The sequence below is a fragment of the Pseudomonas sp. HC1(2025) genome, assembly GCF_058742075.1.
On record NZ_CP196017.1, the window covers coordinates 3,337,873 to 3,351,804 of the forward strand.

Genomic DNA, 13,932 nt, shown 5'->3' on the forward strand with positions numbered 1-13,932 from the left:
CAGATCCTATGCCTTGGTAAAAACGATGATTTCTGAAGAAAATGGTGACTACAACTCACTGACTTCTGAGACTCGCATGCCGTCTCTGCTGGCATTGCGCTGCTTCGAATCAGCCGCACGCCTGGAAAACTTCGCCCGCGCAGCTGACGAGTTGCACCTGACACCGGGGGCCATCAGCCGCGCAGTGCGCCTGCTTGAGGAGGATTTGGGCGTCGACCTGTTCGAGCGGCGTGGTCGCAGGGTGTTTTTAACCGATGCCGGAAGACGCCTGGCAAAAGCCACCAGTGAAGGGCTGGGGTTGATGACCCAGGCCGTACGCGAGATACGCACCGACGCCCGTCGAGCTCGCCAGCTCGTTCTGTCCTGTGAGCCCACGCTGTTGATGCGCTGGTTGATTCCTCGCTGGAGCGACTTCCAGACCCTTCACCCAGGCCTGGACATTCACCTGGTTGCTGGCGGCGGCCCCTTTTCATTCAACCAGGGTATCGACCTGGCCATCCGGCGCGACGATTTTCCCTGTCCTCCCGGCTACCATACCGAGACGCTATTCCCAGAGCAGGTCGGCCCCGTATGCCGGCCAGAAAAGGCAGATCAGTGGTTTGGCAAAAATCGCAAATCCCTGCTCCCCTCTGCCCCGCTACTGCAAACAGCTAGCCGGCCCACGGCTTGGCACGAATGGGCTTACGCAAAGCAACTGCCTGCTCCAGAAATGGAAATGCAATCTTTCGAGCACTTCTATTTCAGCATCCAGGCCGCCGTTGCAGGCCTTGGGGTAGCCATCGGCCCATGGCACCTGGTGCGCGACGATATCCAAAGCGGTGTGTTAGCCGCGCCATTGGGCTTTGTTGAAGATGGCTCGCGGTACTGCCTGCTATCGCCTACAGCGCCAAGGCCCGGTAGCGTGGAGATGGCGCTACTTGAATGGTTGCAAACTGTGGGGTGAGATGTCTGGGTGTTCAGTCATACCCCGGCGAACTAGCCAACTTGCCGAACGCGAAGCCCCTAAATAACAGGCGATAGAAAAGGACATACCGTGCTTATCGTATTCAGCGGCCTTCCCGGCACCGGCAAAACCACAATCGCCAAGGAGCTAGCGGCTAAAACCGGCGCCGTTTACCTGCGGATCGATACGATTGAGCAAGCGATCCGCAACTGCGCAGTTCTTGCACAAGACGTGGGGTCCAGCGGCTACAGGGTCGCGAATGAACTTGCCCTGAGTAATCTTCGCCTTGGCCACACGGTCATCGTTGACTGCGTAAACCCTGTAAGCGAAAGCCGAATAGCCTGGACCGAAATCGCCGTAAAGGCGGGTGTCGAGTTATTCAATATTCAAGTGATTTGCTCTGATAAAAATGAACACCAGCAGCGGGTGGAAACCAGGAAGAGTGATATTGCAGGGCTGATCCCACCCACCTGGCAGTCTGTGCTGGATCATGAATACGAAGCCTGGGAAGAAGCTCCGTTTTGCATAGACACTGCGCTGGTTTCACCGACGCAAGCGCTCTCGATGATCACCGACCGATTACTGTCTTAGCGGGTAATGGCGTCTATAAAGCTTCAAACATAGGATTGATGCACAGCGACTCTGGAGATGCATATGGACTTGGCAACACTCGCGTTATTCCTGCCCGCATGCTTTGCGCTGAATATGGCGCCAGGGCCCAACAATCTGCTGTCTATCAGCAATGCAACCCGCTATGGCTATCGCACATCCTGCCTGGCTGGCGTAGGTCGCTTGCTGGCGTTCGCAATCATGATCGCACTTGCCTCGGCGGGCTTGGCCGTGGTGTTGCAAACTTCAGAGCTAGTCTTTTACGGGATCAAAATAATTGGCGCGGCTTATCTTTTCTACCTGGCGTATCAACTGTGGAACGCCGCACCGCAAGTAGCAGCCGAATCCGAAACCCCTCAGGTGGGACTGTGGGGGTTGGCAAGACAGGAATTCCTCGTGGCCGCCGGCAACCCCAAAGCCATTCTGATCTTTACCGCGTTCTTACCTCAATTCGTTGACCCAGCGGTAGACGTGGGCTCCCAGTTGACGCTGCTGGGATTGCTGTTCCTGGTATTGGAATGGATTGCCATTGGCATCTACGCATACATCGGACTGCACATGCGCCGCTGGTTTACCCAGCCTCGAGGCAAGAAGATTTTTAATCGTTGCTGCGCGGGTTTGTTGTCCGCAGCTGCCTCGATGTTATTGATAGCGCGGCGTGGGTGAGTCTCATCAACAAAACAAAAACGGGACAGATTGATCTTCAAGCGGACGCAAGCTGAATCGCCCCTAGTTTCGTAGGCGCCATCAAGCTACAAGGAAGGGTTGCTAACCCTGCATAACTGTCCGCTTTTGGCCGATTTCTGCCGGTGACAACCGACTGAAAACGGCCAAAAGCAGACGCTCAGCGATGGGGGCTAAGCGATGTATTTCATCCCATAATAAGCTTCAGAAAGCTTTCAGCCTCAGAACGGTTATGGAACATCAAAGTGAAGGTGCCCAGCGTAAGCAAGCAGCAAGGGGGAGATTCGATTTCTTCGAAAACGATTTTCACAGACGTCCTCCAGTCAAACCTTAATTACGTAGTTACAGGAAGTAGCGGTTTGACCTGCCTTCCATCCTGAAACACCCGATCCTTACCATCATGCTTGGCTTTATACATATTGCTGTCGGCGCATTTGAGCACCGTTGACATGTCCGATGTCGCTCGGAACGGCGCGACGCCCGCGCTGCAAGTGAATTGATGCGGAGGCAATACGCTGCTACGGATGTTGGCCAGCAGGCGCAACGCATATTCATTAGCAACCGCATCATCTTCGCCCAACAACAAGACACCGAACTCCTCACCTCCAATCCGTCCGACACAGTGGCTGCCAGCGGTGGTTTTCAGGCACCCGGCCATGGCACACAAAATCTTGTCACCGACATCGTGACCGTACTGATCGTTTTTTAATTTAAAGTCGTCAATGTCCAACATTATGAAGTAGCCGCTGGGACCTTCAGCCAATGCCTTTTTTAAGGTCTCTATAAAGGCCCGCCGGTTAAGTAAGGAGGTGAGAAAGTCTGTCTCCGCCAATGTCCTGAACTCACTTTCGACCAACAATACCGACCGCATGCTTCTTAAAAAGGTAAAGCTAAGAGTAAAACCAATGGACATGGAGGCAACGCAAAAAATCACCACATAAACTTCCAGTCCCCGGTAAAAGCCAACGTCCAAAGTGGGCCACATCAGCATCCAGACCAGTAATGTAGAAAAAAGATAGTCCTGAACTGTGACGAATAAGATAGCACTGCTTACCACGATGATCACAGCAAGGGGCAGCGTAAAGACGCGTAACTGCACATTGGTGTCAATCACATATGCAAAGCCGAGTGACAAAATCAATATATAGACGCCGCCGAGCATTCTCCATATGCGGAAATCAGAAACTACGCGATGGACGTACCAAATAACAAACAACAATGTTGTGACCAATAGGTTCGGTAGATTTAACGTTGTCGCAGGCTCAATCAGCAAAACGCAAAGCCAGGAAACAATTCCTGCCATTTCAATCTTGGTAACCGCTGGTGACAGCAGCGTTCGCATTCTTGGTCGGATTTTGAAAATCGCCGGCATCCCTAAACTCCTTTTCCGAAACGGCCTGAATGTGACGTGAACGTGTGAGCAATACCTGACCAATGACTTAAGTGTATTTCGGCATCTATACTCCTGTTATCAATCGGAAAAGACTGCACGCAAAACTTTCATATTGCTTTCACCATCAACGAAGAGGCGTTACCGCGACGCAGATAGAGCATTCAATGCAGGTCGCTGGTGACTCTGCCAATGGCTTTCACGACTTGCTTTGCGCCTGACTGGATAGCCACCATCGCCATACCTGCCTGTTCGGACAGTTCCAATAAAACGTCGGCTTGGTCTCTGCTGCACTGGACATGCAACGCTGCTGCGCCGGCCAATTCTCGGTTTTGCCTGACCACGCCGTTAATCTCCCGCGTGGCTGCACTGGTACGGCCGGCGAGCTTGCGCACTTCATCCGCCACCACAGCGAATCCTCGCCCATGCACTCCAGCGCGTGCAGCTTCGATAGCGGCGTTAAGCGCCAAAAGGTTGGTCTGGGTGGCAATGGCGCCAATCGTGTCGACGATGGAACCGATCAACTGCGACTGCGATTCAAGCGCGGTCATGCTGTCGGTCACCAAGGCCATCTGTTGGGCGATATTCTGTGTTCCAAGTACGGAGTCGGCGACCAATTCCATACCTCGGTTAGCTTTTACATCGGTATCTAGCGACACCTCGTAAGCCATGGTCGCTGCTTGTTTGATTTGGTCGGCTTTTTCAACTTGCTCGGTCACTACACTGGCGAATTTGGCAATTTTATAAACCCGACCGGAAGCGTCTCTGATGGGATTGTAAGTGGCCTCTAGCCACACCACTTTTCCGCTTTTATCTACCCGGCGAAAGCGACCAGCGTTAAACACGCCCTTGTTCAGACTCTTCCAGAACTCGGCGTAATGCGCCGACGCCACGTCCTCCGCGAGGCAGAACAGGCGGTGATGCTTGCCCTGTATCTCCGCAAGGCTATAACCCATGGCCTGGACGAACGATTCGTTGGCGTAAATGACCTCACCCGCGAGACTGAACTGAATCATCGCCATCGAGCGGTTCAGTGCGTTGAACATTTCGATGACCTCCTGTTCGTCTTGCGCCAGAGGTGGTGCAACCATGCCGTAGCCTTGAAACGTCCGGTTCGCTGCAGCGATCCAACCTACATTGAGTGTCACAGCCCGGCCGTCGGAGGCACGATAGCGTTGCCGTTGGATGGCGTACAGGCTGGGTGCAAAATCATTCTGCGGCTCCGCGTTGATGTTACTCATTGCCATATTTGAAAGCTGTTCGAGCGAGTATCCCAGCGTTTGCGCAAACCGCTGGTTGGCCGAGATAATCCGACCAGCACCATCGACACGTATTGAAAGAAAAACCGCTTCGATACTGGCAACTGTACCGAGCGACAGGGACAGTTCCTCTTGGCAGGCAAAAAGAGCATTCTTTATCTGGCGATTAAACACGCTGAACTCCGGTATAAAAAATTACAACAGAAAAAGACATTGCTCAGTGTTTAAGTCGATCCCGAGAGGGAAGGTTAAATAACAAACGAACTCATTGGGGCCAGCGTCCACTAACAATGCAAATACAGCCAGACTTATTTTCCACTTCGCTTTCATCAACTCCCAGTTCCATGCTGACCCGTGCAACTGCGAAGTAAATTGACATGGCCCGCCGCATCAGTTCGAGAAAGGCCGGGCTCAACTCCACCAAGCGTTTATCGCATTTGAAATAGCCGTGTAACTGGCCTTCCTTGATCATGCGCTGCATGTGTGTTTTGGATACGCCCAGACGCGATGAAAGCTCAACGTAAGAGGATACTTTGTAGCCAGTCTCTAACGAGCCGTTGCGCAAGGCATCAGCATAGAGTGCGAGCATCGGCAGGTGACCGCCATCCCGGTTGAGAATCCATTTCGCTTCAGGCAAAAGCTTGTCGAGCAGGAAGTCGCCTTCAAGTATTCTGGCAAAACCTCGAAAAAAAACGCGCAATAGATCCGCACTTTTCCCCATGCCCGACAACCAACTGTCGTATGGAGAGATCATCTGCGAAGGCAGTAGATACGATTTGATTAGCTGCGCGGTATTGCACAGCGCTTTATCCGTGGGTCGGAAGCTACGTTGGCGTCCGTCCTGGACATGTAACCGGACATCCAGATATCCGGCGATAGATAAGAACGAGCAATATGAGTCCAGGCTGTTGCGAGACATATAGCCACGTTCTTGGCAAAATGCTTTCACTTTGGATAAGGGAACTTGCTCATCTTTATAACTAAAGCTCAACAAAGACAGGGCTACCATGAACCGGTCATATTTCAACAGGTTTTTATAGAATGAAGGCTTTTGTCGATAGCTCTCCATAACCAAATCGAAATGCAGGAGAACAGCTTCGTCTATATTGCCTCGGGTCATTTCGTAACTGGTCTCTTTCAAATTCTCAAGCAGATCAGTCTTGTTCATCGAGTACACAACCCTTAATCGGTAATATCAAACGGCTACCATTCACAATACGCACAGTATATGTGTATTCGAACCGCTGGCAGGTTCACCCCAAAAATGTTTTATGACCTGACTCGCTTCGATTACCGGTCATCCGCAAGCGTGTCTGATCGATGCCCTCCGGCTTAAAGACGCGCTGCGTGCATGAATCCGTTCGACCAATTGCAGCCAACAACGCATCACGATAATTCCCGCCCGTTCTTGCATCATGATCCTCGCCACGTTCCCCTCGTGCCACCGAACTATAGTTGTAGGATCTAACCCATCTTGGAGTAGGCCAGCGCGAATTCATCGGCCAGGATCCTGACGGTTGTCTCGTCAGGTTGGTAGCGCGGTTGGGTGAGAGGCCGACTTACTCAATCTGAATTTGAATCTGAGCCAAGCCGATGTTCAGGTTTTGGGTTCAGCGGACGCAGTTCAACGTCCGCTAATGGCCGTTAGTGAACGCTCAGGCTCCTGAGTCTCGAGCACAATCCCACGCCCAATCGAGCAGAGCCATACCGATAACGGCGTCTTAAATTTCCCGTAAAAAGATAGGGTTGCGGAAGCGATCCGAAAAATTGCGGAAGTGATCGTCAAATCTTAGGCAATAAAAAACCCCGTAGACCATTGATCTACGGGGCTTTCAAGAGTGGAGGCCGAGGTCGGAATCGAACCGGCGTAGGCGGATTTGCAATCCGCTGCATAACCATTTTGCTACTCGGCCTCAAACGATCAATGCCAAAACCACTGACATTCACCGCATATAAACTTGAGTGGGCTATGTGAAGCTTGCCTCTACTCTATCTCATTGAAAACATTGAAGTTTTTTATGTCTCAGCGCGTTCAATGGCGGCAATTATGTACTCATTTGCCGGGGCTGGCAACCCCTTGATTTCAAAAAATATTCTTCTGTAGGGCAGAGCCGGGGCGGTCTGGGAGAACACGCCCCTGCCCTGCCTATGCTTAGTAGCCCAGTGACAGCCCGGTATTGCGCCGTGGGTCGTTGGCGCCGTAGAAGCGGTTGTTGCCCACGGGCTTGCCGTCCAGGGACGGGGCGCCGACGAGGATCGCGGCCAGGTGGTTGGCGTCTTGGGGGCCGGCGAATTTGTGGCCCCAGCTTTCGAGGATTTTCTGGGTGTCGGGGCTCAAGGCGAAGGTTTCGAGGTTGGTGGTGTCGGGCATCCACTGTTGGTGGAAACGTGGAGCGTTGACGGCTTCCTGGATGTTCATCTTGTAGTCGATGACGTTGAGGATGGTGAGCAAGGTGGCGGTGATGATGCGGCTGCCCCCCGGTGTGCCGATGACCATCACGGCCTTGCCGTCCTTGGTCACGATGGTCGGGCTCATGGACGACAGGGGCGCCTTGCCCGGGGCGATGGCGTTGGCTTCGCCCTGGACCAGCCCGTACATGTTTGGCACGCCGACCTTGACGGTGAAGTCGTCCATTTCGTCGTTGAGGATCACCCCGGTCTTGCTGGCCATGACGCCGGCACCGAACCAGTCGTTGAGGGTGTAGGTCACCGACACCGCGTTGCCCCATTTGTCGACGATGGAGTAATGGGTGGTGTTGCTGCCTTCATGGGGCGCAACGCCGGGCTTGATGGCCATGGAGTCGCCGGCCTTTTGCGGTTCGATGGCGGCGCGCAGTTTGGCCGCGTAGTTCTTGTCCAGCAGATGCTCCACGGGGTTCTGCACGAAGTCCGGGTCGCCCAGGTAGCTGTTGCGGTCGACGTAGGCGTGGCGCATGGCTTCGATCTGGTAATGGGTGCCCTGGGCCGAGCCGTAGCCCAGTTCGGCCATGGGGTAGCCTTCGAGGATGTTCATGATCTGGCAGATCACCAGGCCGCCCGAGCTCGGTGGTGGTGCCGAGACCACGTGGTAGCCACGGTAGTCGCACTCGATGGGCGCCAGCTCGCGGGTCTGGTATTTGTCCAGGTCGGCCTGGGCGATGATGCCCTTGCCGGCCTGGCTGGAGTCGACGATAGCCTTGGCCACCCAGCCTTTGTAGAAGCCATCGGCGCCCTTGGCGGAGATTTCCCGCAGGGTGCGCGCGAGGTCTTTTTGCACCAGTTTCTGCCCAACCTGCAGCGGCTCGCCTTTATTGAGGAAGATGCCACGCAGGTCCTGGTCTTTTTTGAATTCTTCGGTGGCGCTGTGCAGCATGTCGATATCGCCCTGGTCGAGGGCAAAGCCGTTTTCTGCAAGCTTGATAGCCGGCGCGATCACCTGGGCACGCTTGAGGGTCCCGTATTTACTCAGGGCCAGCTCCATGCCGGAGACGGTGCCGGGCACGCCGACCGCCAGGTGGCCCTTGGCGCTGAGGCCAGGGACGACATTGCCGTCTTTATCCAGGTACATGTCGGCGGTGGCCGCCAAGGGGGCTTTTTCGCGGAAGTCGAGGAAGGTCTTGCGCCCGTCCGCCAGCTGCACGGTCATGAAACCACCGCCGCCGAGATTGCCCGCTGCCGGGTAGACCACCGCCAGGGCGTATCCCACGGCCACTGCCGCATCCACGGCGTTGCCGCCAGCCTTCAACACATCGACACCCACGTGGGTCGCCAAATGCTGGGCCGTCACCACCATGCCGTTTTCACCGGCCACCGGGGCCTGGGAGGCCGCCTGCACACCGCTGAATGTCAGGACCAGGGCCGTCGCGATCAAGGTTCGGGTAAAGGGTTGGTAGTTCATCCGTGGATACTCTGTTTATTAGAAGCGTTAAACGTAGCTTCTTTCGCACAGCAACCCCAGCCAAGTGGCGCTTTTCAGACAGAGCTTGTCGGTGACGGAATGCTATATTCGCCCCGCCCTCCTCATTGCCCATGAGACACACCGATGCCCACGGTCGCCGACCCAATCCACGCGCTGTACCACAAGATCACCTGGAAGCTGATTCCGTTCCTGTGCTTCTGCTACCTGGCGGCCTACCTGGACCGGATCAACATCGGTTTTGCCAAGTTGCAGATGCAAGACCAGTTGCAGTTCAGCGAAACCGCGTTCGGCCTGGGCGCCGGCCTGTTTTTTGTCGGCTATATCCTGTTTGAAGTGCCGAGCAACCTGATCCTCGAGCGCGTCGGCGCTCGGATCTGGATCGCGCGCATCATGATCACCTGGGGCCTGCTCTCGGCCTGCACGTTGCTGGTCACCTCTACCACCCAGTTCTATGTGCTGCGGTTTTTGCTCGGCGTCGCCGAAGCGGGATTCCTGCCGGGGGTGTTGTATTACCTGACCACCTGGTTCCCCACCCATCGCCGGGGGCGGGTGATTGCGCTGTTCATGATCGGCCTGCCGCTGTCCAGTGTGATTGGCGGGCCGTTGTCCGGCTGGATCATGGGCCACTTCGACCAGGTGGGCGGCCTGCGTGGCTGGCAATGGCTGTTCCTGCTCGAAGCGCTGCCCAGCGTGCTGTTGGGGGTATTGGCGTTCTGGGCCCTGCCCAATACCTATCACCAGGCCAAATGGTTGTCAGCCGCCGAAAAGACCCTGCTGCAACAGCAGTTGCAGGCCGATGACAGCCAGGCCAGCCAAAGCCCACGGCGCTTTCGCGAGGGGTTCTTCAACCTCAAGGTGTGGATGCTTGGCGGGATTGATTTTTCGATCCTGCTCAGTGCCTACGCCATGGGCTTCTGGATGCCGACCCTGATCCGCAACGCGGGGGTCAGCGACACGTTCCATATCGGCCTGCTCACCGCCCTGCCCAGCGTCGCCGCGCTGGCGGGCATGCTGCTGATCGGCGCCAGTTCCGACAAATACCGTGAACGCCGCTGGCACATTATCGTGCCGTTTTTGGTGGGCGCCGCGGCCATGGCCAGCAGCACGTTCTTCACCCATAACGTGATCGCCACCGTGGCCCTGTTTGCCGTGGCTTCGGCAGCGATCCTCGGTGCGGTGCCGGTGTTTTTCAGCCTGCCGGCGACCTTCCTTACCGGCACTGCGGCGGCCACCGGTTTTGCCCTGGCGTGCTCCCTGGCGAATATCGCCGGGCTGGTCAGCAACTCGTTGATGGGCCTGGCGATAGATATCACCGGCAGCAGCGCTGGGGCCATGTGGTTCTTTGCCGCCAGCCTGCTGCTCAGTTGTTTGCTGGTGATTGCGTTGCCGGCGAAATTGGTCAACCGCTAGGCTGTGGGAGCTGGCTTGCCTGCGATAGCGGTGTGTCAGCCGCCAGAAATGCTGACTGAACTGCCGTCATCGCGGGCAAGCCCGCTCCCACAGGGGGGAGGCAGGCTCAATGACCGCTATGGGCCATGCCACTCGGCTGCTGCAACAGTGCCAGGTCTATCTCCTCGAAACGCAGCACCCGCCCGCCGGTATCTGCCGCGACTTTCTGCGCCACCGCCTGCTCGGCAAACGAGGCCAGCACCACGCCCATGGCGCCCTTGAGCCCGGTGCCGAGCACGTAGTAGGCGGTCTTGGCGTCGATCAGGTGGGCATCGTCCGGGGTATTCCAATGGCTGCGCCCCATGTCATGCACATACAGCTTTGACTGGGCATGATGATTTTCCGGCTGCAACCACCAGCCGAGCATTTCTGCGGTCGAGCAGAACTTCTTCGCCGCGCCCTGCTCCACCACCTCGCCCTTGGGCCCCGGGAATTCGCTGATCACCATGCCGCACACATGGCACTCATCCGCCGGATGGAACGCCACCGGCCCATCACCTGCCCCGGCCGCCACTGGTTTGTCACACCCCACCAACAGCAGGCTCAACAGCAACACCCATCCGATTTTCATGCTCAGCTACTCCACCGATAAAAAATTCATGCCGCGCGCCGCCCGAACAGCCAATAGGCCCAGGCCAGCGGCCCGGCGACCCACGCCGCCAGGCACAACCACAACGCCGCCTCCGGCACTGCCAAGTCACCGCCCAGGGCCATCACGCCTACCGACGCGGGGCCGGCATCGAAGCCCGACAGGTTGATCAGCCGGTACACATCCGCCGGGTTGAACAGCAACAGCCAGGGCAGCAGCGTCGGGCTGAACTGCCCCTCGCTGAGCACCAGCAGCGCCAGCAATGCCAGGTCAAAGACCAGCACAAAAAAGAACCACACCCCCAGGGCCAACCCGGCCGCCGTGGACTTTTCCGCCGAGACGCTGCTCAACACATACGCCATCCCCAAAAAGCCCCAGCCGAGCAAGGTCGAGGTCAGCATGAAGCGGCCAAAGGCCCAGAGCAGCAGGCTGAATTCGACGTCATCCACCAGCAGCGCGATGGCGAGCATGGCGCAGCCGAATCCGATAAAGGTCGCCAGCGCCAGGATCAGCCCATGCCCGACAAACTTGCCGAGCAGGATCTGCCCGCGCCCCAGGGGATAGGTGAGCAACAGCAGCAAGGTGCCGCTTTCGTCCTCGCCGACAATCGCGTCATAGGCCAGCAACAGCGCAATCAATGGCATCAGGAAGGTCGCCAAGCTGGCCAGGCTGGCGATGGTTGCCGGGATCGAGGTAAAGCCCAGTTGCCCGGACGCCGCCGCACCGAGCCACCCAATACCGATGGCCAGCACCGCGAACAACAGGCTGATGGCCAATAACCAACGGTTGCGCAGGCCATCGCTGAATTCTTTGCGGGCCATGTTCCAGATCGGCGTCATTGGGCACGCTCCACAGGGCTGTCCATGTAATGGCGGTACAGGTCTTCCAGGGACGGCACGACAATTTCCACGTCACTGGGGCTATCCTGGTCGAGCAACTGGCGCAGCAGGTCCAGCTTGTTGCCATTGAACGCCGCCACTTGCAGCCCTTGCGCGCCCCAGCGCTGGGTCACGTGGCCGGCCTCGCTCCAGCGTTTTTGCAAGAGCGCCGCACGTTGCAGGCCGCTGCTGCGGATCAGGGTCGGCAGCCCCGCTTCTTCGCGCAAGGCCGCCAGGGTGCCGAGGGCCAGCAGGCGGCCCTGGGTGAGGATCGCGGCACGGTTGATATGGGCCTCCACGCCCGGCAGCACATGGGAGCAGAGGATGATGCTGGTGCCCTGCCCGCGCAGGCGGTCGAGCAAGCAGTACAAATCCTGGGTGGCGATCGGGTCCAGGCCCACGGTGGGTTCGTCGAGCAGCAACAGGCGCGGCTCGCCAAGCAGGGCCTGGGCCAGGCCGAGGCGCTGGCGCATGCCCTTGGAATAGGTCTTGACCCGCCGTCGCGCCGCCGCTGTCAGGCCGACGTCTTCCAGCAACGTCGAGACCTGGCTCATCGGCGCGCTCTTGAGCCGGGCAAAATGCTGCAAGGTCTCCAGGCCGCTGAGTTGCGGGTAGAACGTGACGTTTTCCGGCAGATAGCCGAGCATCCGGCGCACCTGGGGATCACTGGGCGCGCGGCCAAACACCCGTACCTGGCCGCTGCTTGCCTGCAGTAAACCGAGGATCAGTTTCATGCTGGTGGTCTTGCCCGCGCCGTTATGGCCGAACAGGCCCAGCACTTCCCCGGGCGCCAGGGTCAGGCTCAAGTCATGCAGCACAGTGGCGGGCCCATAACGCTGGGTCACGCCTTCGATTTCGACGACAGGCATCATGCGGGCTCCTTGAGCAGGGAAAGCGTGGGGTCTTTCATCAGCGGATGGCTGTCCATCACCCCCGGCGACTTGATCACCGGAAACGCCCGTTGCACCCAGCGCAGCAACTCGATGCCGGGGCTGTTCATCAGCAGGCGCACCTGGGGATACAACCACAGCAGGCGGTCGACGTTATCGTTGGGCTCGTAGGCCACATCCCCCAGGCCGTCGTTATTGCGGTCCCAGCCCAGGTAGTCGCTCCAGTAATTGCCGCGGCCATCTGCCGACCATTCCTGCAAGCGGGTGGCCACGTACTTGACCTGGCGCTGGTTGCCGACAAAGGCATTGTTGGCAATCCGGTTGTCTTCGGAGCCGGCCGTGAGGTGAATGCCCACCGCGCTGCGCCCAAAGTGGTTGTGTTCGATGCTGTTGAACAGCGAGTTGTAGATAAACAGCGCCTTGCCTTCGGCCCCGGTGATCATGGTGTCGCCGGTGGTGCCGTCGCGCACGTCGTTGACCACGTTGTCGCGCAGGGTGGAATAGGTGATGTAGTTCATCAGGATCCCGTAGTTCTGGTCCTGCTCGGAGCGATTGCCGATCACCGTCAGCTTGCGGCTTTGCATCAGCGCATAGCCGGTGCGGGTGCGGCGGGTGATGTTGCCGAGCACCTGGTTGTCGTTGGCGAACATGTAGTGGATGCCGTAGCGCAGGTCTTCCAGGGTGTTGCCTTGCAGCAGGTTGCCGTTGGAGGTGTCGATGTAGATGCCATCGCGGGCATCGCGCACCAGGTTGCCGATCACCCGCGCGCCCTTGACCGCGTACAAATGGATGCCATTGCCCCGGTCCTGGGAACGCATGGCCGGGTCGCCCTGGATCTGGTTGTCGATCACGCTCACATCCGCCGTGCCATCGACCCACACGCCAAACCCCTGGCCGCGCAGGCGGTTGTTCTTGATCAAGGCGCCGTGGGCCTTGGGCTGGATGAAAATGGCCGCGTTCATCGCGGTGAGGTCATGGCCCCAGTCGAGGAAGGTGCAGCCCTCGACGGTGACGTCGGCAGCGTTGATCAACAGACCATTGCCCTGGCCCTGGCTGTGGATCACCGCACCGGGTTCGCAAGTCAGTTGCAAGGGCTGGTCGATGCTGAAGGAGCCCTGGTAGTCACCGGCGGGCAATTGCCAGTGGTGCGGGCCTGCGGCTACCAACGGCAGGTCGGTGATGGGCAGTACAGCGGCACTGGCGGTGGCCGAAAATAGCAGCCACACACACCCGGTCCATAACGTGCGGGGTCGAGCCACGGAGTATTCCTTTTTGATCAAAACAGATCCCATGTGGGAGCTGGCTTGCCTGCGATAGCGGTGTGTCAGGCAACCGACAGTTTT

At 57.6% G+C, this 13,932-nt stretch carries 11 protein-coding genes, 1 tRNA gene and 3 pseudogenes; 5 read left to right on the forward strand and 10 right to left on the reverse strand.

All coding sequences use genetic code 11. The features are described from left to right. Positions 1-25 precede the first annotated feature (25 nt). The 3 genes from ACSSVH_RS14950 to ACSSVH_RS14960 all read left to right on the forward strand — a co-directional run bounded on the left by ACSSVH_RS14950 (position 26) and on the right by ACSSVH_RS14960 (position 2,218). A complete protein-coding gene (locus tag ACSSVH_RS14950; RefSeq protein ID WP_172311721.1) occupies positions 26-943 on the forward strand; it encodes a LysR family transcriptional regulator in 918 nt (305 codons plus the stop codon). Between the two features lie 90 nt (positions 944-1,033). Continuing rightward, a complete protein-coding gene (locus ACSSVH_RS14955; RefSeq protein WP_492633392.1) occupies positions 1,034-1,534 on the forward strand; it encodes a P-loop nucleotide/nucleoside kinase family protein in 501 nt (166 codons plus the stop codon). A gap of 63 nt (positions 1,535-1,597) precedes the next feature. After that, entirely contained in the window at positions 1,598-2,218 is a 621-nt protein-coding gene (locus tag ACSSVH_RS14960; RefSeq protein WP_492633393.1) for a LysE family translocator, read from the forward strand. 352 nt (positions 2,219-2,570) lie between these two features. Here the strand turns inward: ACSSVH_RS14960 and ACSSVH_RS14965 are convergent, their stop codons facing one another. The 4 genes and pseudogenes from ACSSVH_RS14965 to ACSSVH_RS14980 all read right to left on the reverse strand — a co-directional run bounded on the left by ACSSVH_RS14965 (position 2,571) and on the right by ACSSVH_RS14980 (position 6,053). Continuing rightward, a complete protein-coding gene (locus tag ACSSVH_RS14965; protein ID WP_492633394.1) occupies positions 2,571-3,608 on the reverse strand; it encodes a GGDEF domain-containing protein in 1,038 nt (345 codons plus the stop codon). Between the two features lie 182 nt (positions 3,609-3,790). Continuing rightward, positions 3,791-4,168 (reverse strand): annotated as a pseudogene (locus ACSSVH_RS14970) (methyl-accepting chemotaxis protein); the annotation flags it as partial. Between the two features lie 171 nt (positions 4,169-4,339). Beyond that, positions 4,340-5,059 (reverse strand): annotated as a pseudogene (locus tag ACSSVH_RS14975) (PAS domain-containing protein); the annotation flags it as partial. A 91-nt stretch (positions 5,060-5,150) separates the two neighbouring features. Continuing rightward, entirely contained in the window at positions 5,151-6,053 is a 903-nt protein-coding gene (locus ACSSVH_RS14980; RefSeq protein WP_170057135.1) for a hypothetical protein, read from the reverse strand. 311 nt (positions 6,054-6,364) lie between these two features. On the opposite strand from ACSSVH_RS14980, the pseudogene ACSSVH_RS14985 reads away from it, so the two are divergent. Beyond that, positions 6,365-6,457: pseudogene (locus ACSSVH_RS14985) on the forward strand (VOC family protein); the annotation flags it as partial. Between the two features lie 267 nt (positions 6,458-6,724). Here the strand turns inward: ACSSVH_RS14985 and ACSSVH_RS14990 are convergent. Together ACSSVH_RS14990 and ggt are read right to left on the reverse strand one after the other, a co-directional pair. Then, positions 6,725-6,798, reverse strand: a tRNA-Cys gene (locus tag ACSSVH_RS14990). Positions 6,799-7,037: 239 nt separating this feature from the next. Next, positions 7,038-8,762: a gamma-glutamyltransferase gene (gene ggt, locus ACSSVH_RS14995; RefSeq protein WP_432754302.1), complete on the reverse strand. Its 1,725-nt coding sequence runs from the start codon at positions 8,760-8,762 to the stop codon at positions 7,038-7,040. A 144-nt stretch (positions 8,763-8,906) separates the two neighbouring features. Between ggt and ACSSVH_RS15000 the strand changes: the two genes are divergently transcribed. Continuing rightward, positions 8,907-10,193, forward strand: a complete 1,287-nt coding sequence (locus tag ACSSVH_RS15000) for an MFS transporter (protein ID WP_169957070.1) — start codon at positions 8,907-8,909, stop codon at positions 10,191-10,193. A gap of 106 nt (positions 10,194-10,299) precedes the next feature. Here the strand turns inward: ACSSVH_RS15000 and ACSSVH_RS15005 are convergent, their stop codons facing one another. From ACSSVH_RS15005 to ACSSVH_RS15020, 4 genes are read right to left on the reverse strand one after another with little or no spacing between them, the layout of a single operon-like run. After that, a complete protein-coding gene (locus ACSSVH_RS15005; RefSeq protein WP_169957071.1) occupies positions 10,300-10,803 on the reverse strand; it encodes a nitrous oxide reductase accessory protein NosL in 504 nt (167 codons plus the stop codon). A 26-nt stretch (positions 10,804-10,829) separates the two neighbouring features. Then, complete coding sequence (locus ACSSVH_RS15010) at positions 10,830-11,660, reverse strand: ABC transporter permease (protein ID WP_432754305.1); 831 nt, start codon at positions 11,658-11,660, stop codon at positions 10,830-10,832. Then, positions 11,657-12,568 (reverse strand): ABC transporter ATP-binding protein, encoded by a 912-nt coding sequence (locus ACSSVH_RS15015; protein WP_492634717.1) that lies wholly within the window; start codon positions 12,566-12,568, stop codon positions 11,657-11,659. The genes ACSSVH_RS15010 and ACSSVH_RS15015 overlap by 4 nt, the downstream gene beginning before the upstream one ends. Then, entirely contained in the window at positions 12,568-13,815 is a 1,248-nt protein-coding gene (locus tag ACSSVH_RS15020; protein WP_492634718.1) for a nitrous oxide reductase family maturation protein NosD, read from the reverse strand. Before ACSSVH_RS15020 ends, ACSSVH_RS15015 begins: the two co-directional genes overlap by 1 nt. Positions 13,816-13,932 lie beyond the last annotated feature (117 nt).

What these genes read in the sequence shown, in the direction of transcription:
- ACSSVH_RS14950 (WP_172311721.1), top strand. Translation starts at nt 26, where the DNA reads ATGATTTCTGAAGAAAATGGTGACTACAACTCACTGACTTCTGAGACT.
- ACSSVH_RS14960 (WP_492633393.1), top strand. Translation starts at nt 1,598, where the DNA reads ATGGACTTGGCAACACTCGCGTTATTCCTGCCCGCATGCTTTGCGCTG.
- ACSSVH_RS14965 (WP_492633394.1), bottom strand. Translation starts at nt 3,608, where the DNA reads ATGCCGGCGATTTTCAAAATCCGACCAAGAATGCGAACGCTGCTGTCA.
- ACSSVH_RS14980 (WP_170057135.1), bottom strand. Translation starts at nt 6,053, where the DNA reads ATGAACAAGACTGATCTGCTTGAGAATTTGAAAGAGACCAGTTACGAA.
- ggt (WP_432754302.1), bottom strand. Translation starts at nt 8,762, where the DNA reads ATGAACTACCAACCCTTTACCCGAACCTTGATCGCGACGGCCCTGGTC.
- ACSSVH_RS15000 (WP_169957070.1), top strand. Translation starts at nt 8,907, where the DNA reads ATGCCCACGGTCGCCGACCCAATCCACGCGCTGTACCACAAGATCACC.
- ACSSVH_RS15005 (WP_169957071.1), bottom strand. Translation starts at nt 10,803, where the DNA reads ATGAAAATCGGATGGGTGTTGCTGTTGAGCCTGCTGTTGGTGGGGTGT.
- ACSSVH_RS15010 (WP_432754305.1), bottom strand. Translation starts at nt 11,660, where the DNA reads ATGACGCCGATCTGGAACATGGCCCGCAAAGAATTCAGCGATGGCCTG.
- ACSSVH_RS15015 (WP_492634717.1), bottom strand. Translation starts at nt 12,568, where the DNA reads ATGCCTGTCGTCGAAATCGAAGGCGTGACCCAGCGTTATGGGCCCGCC.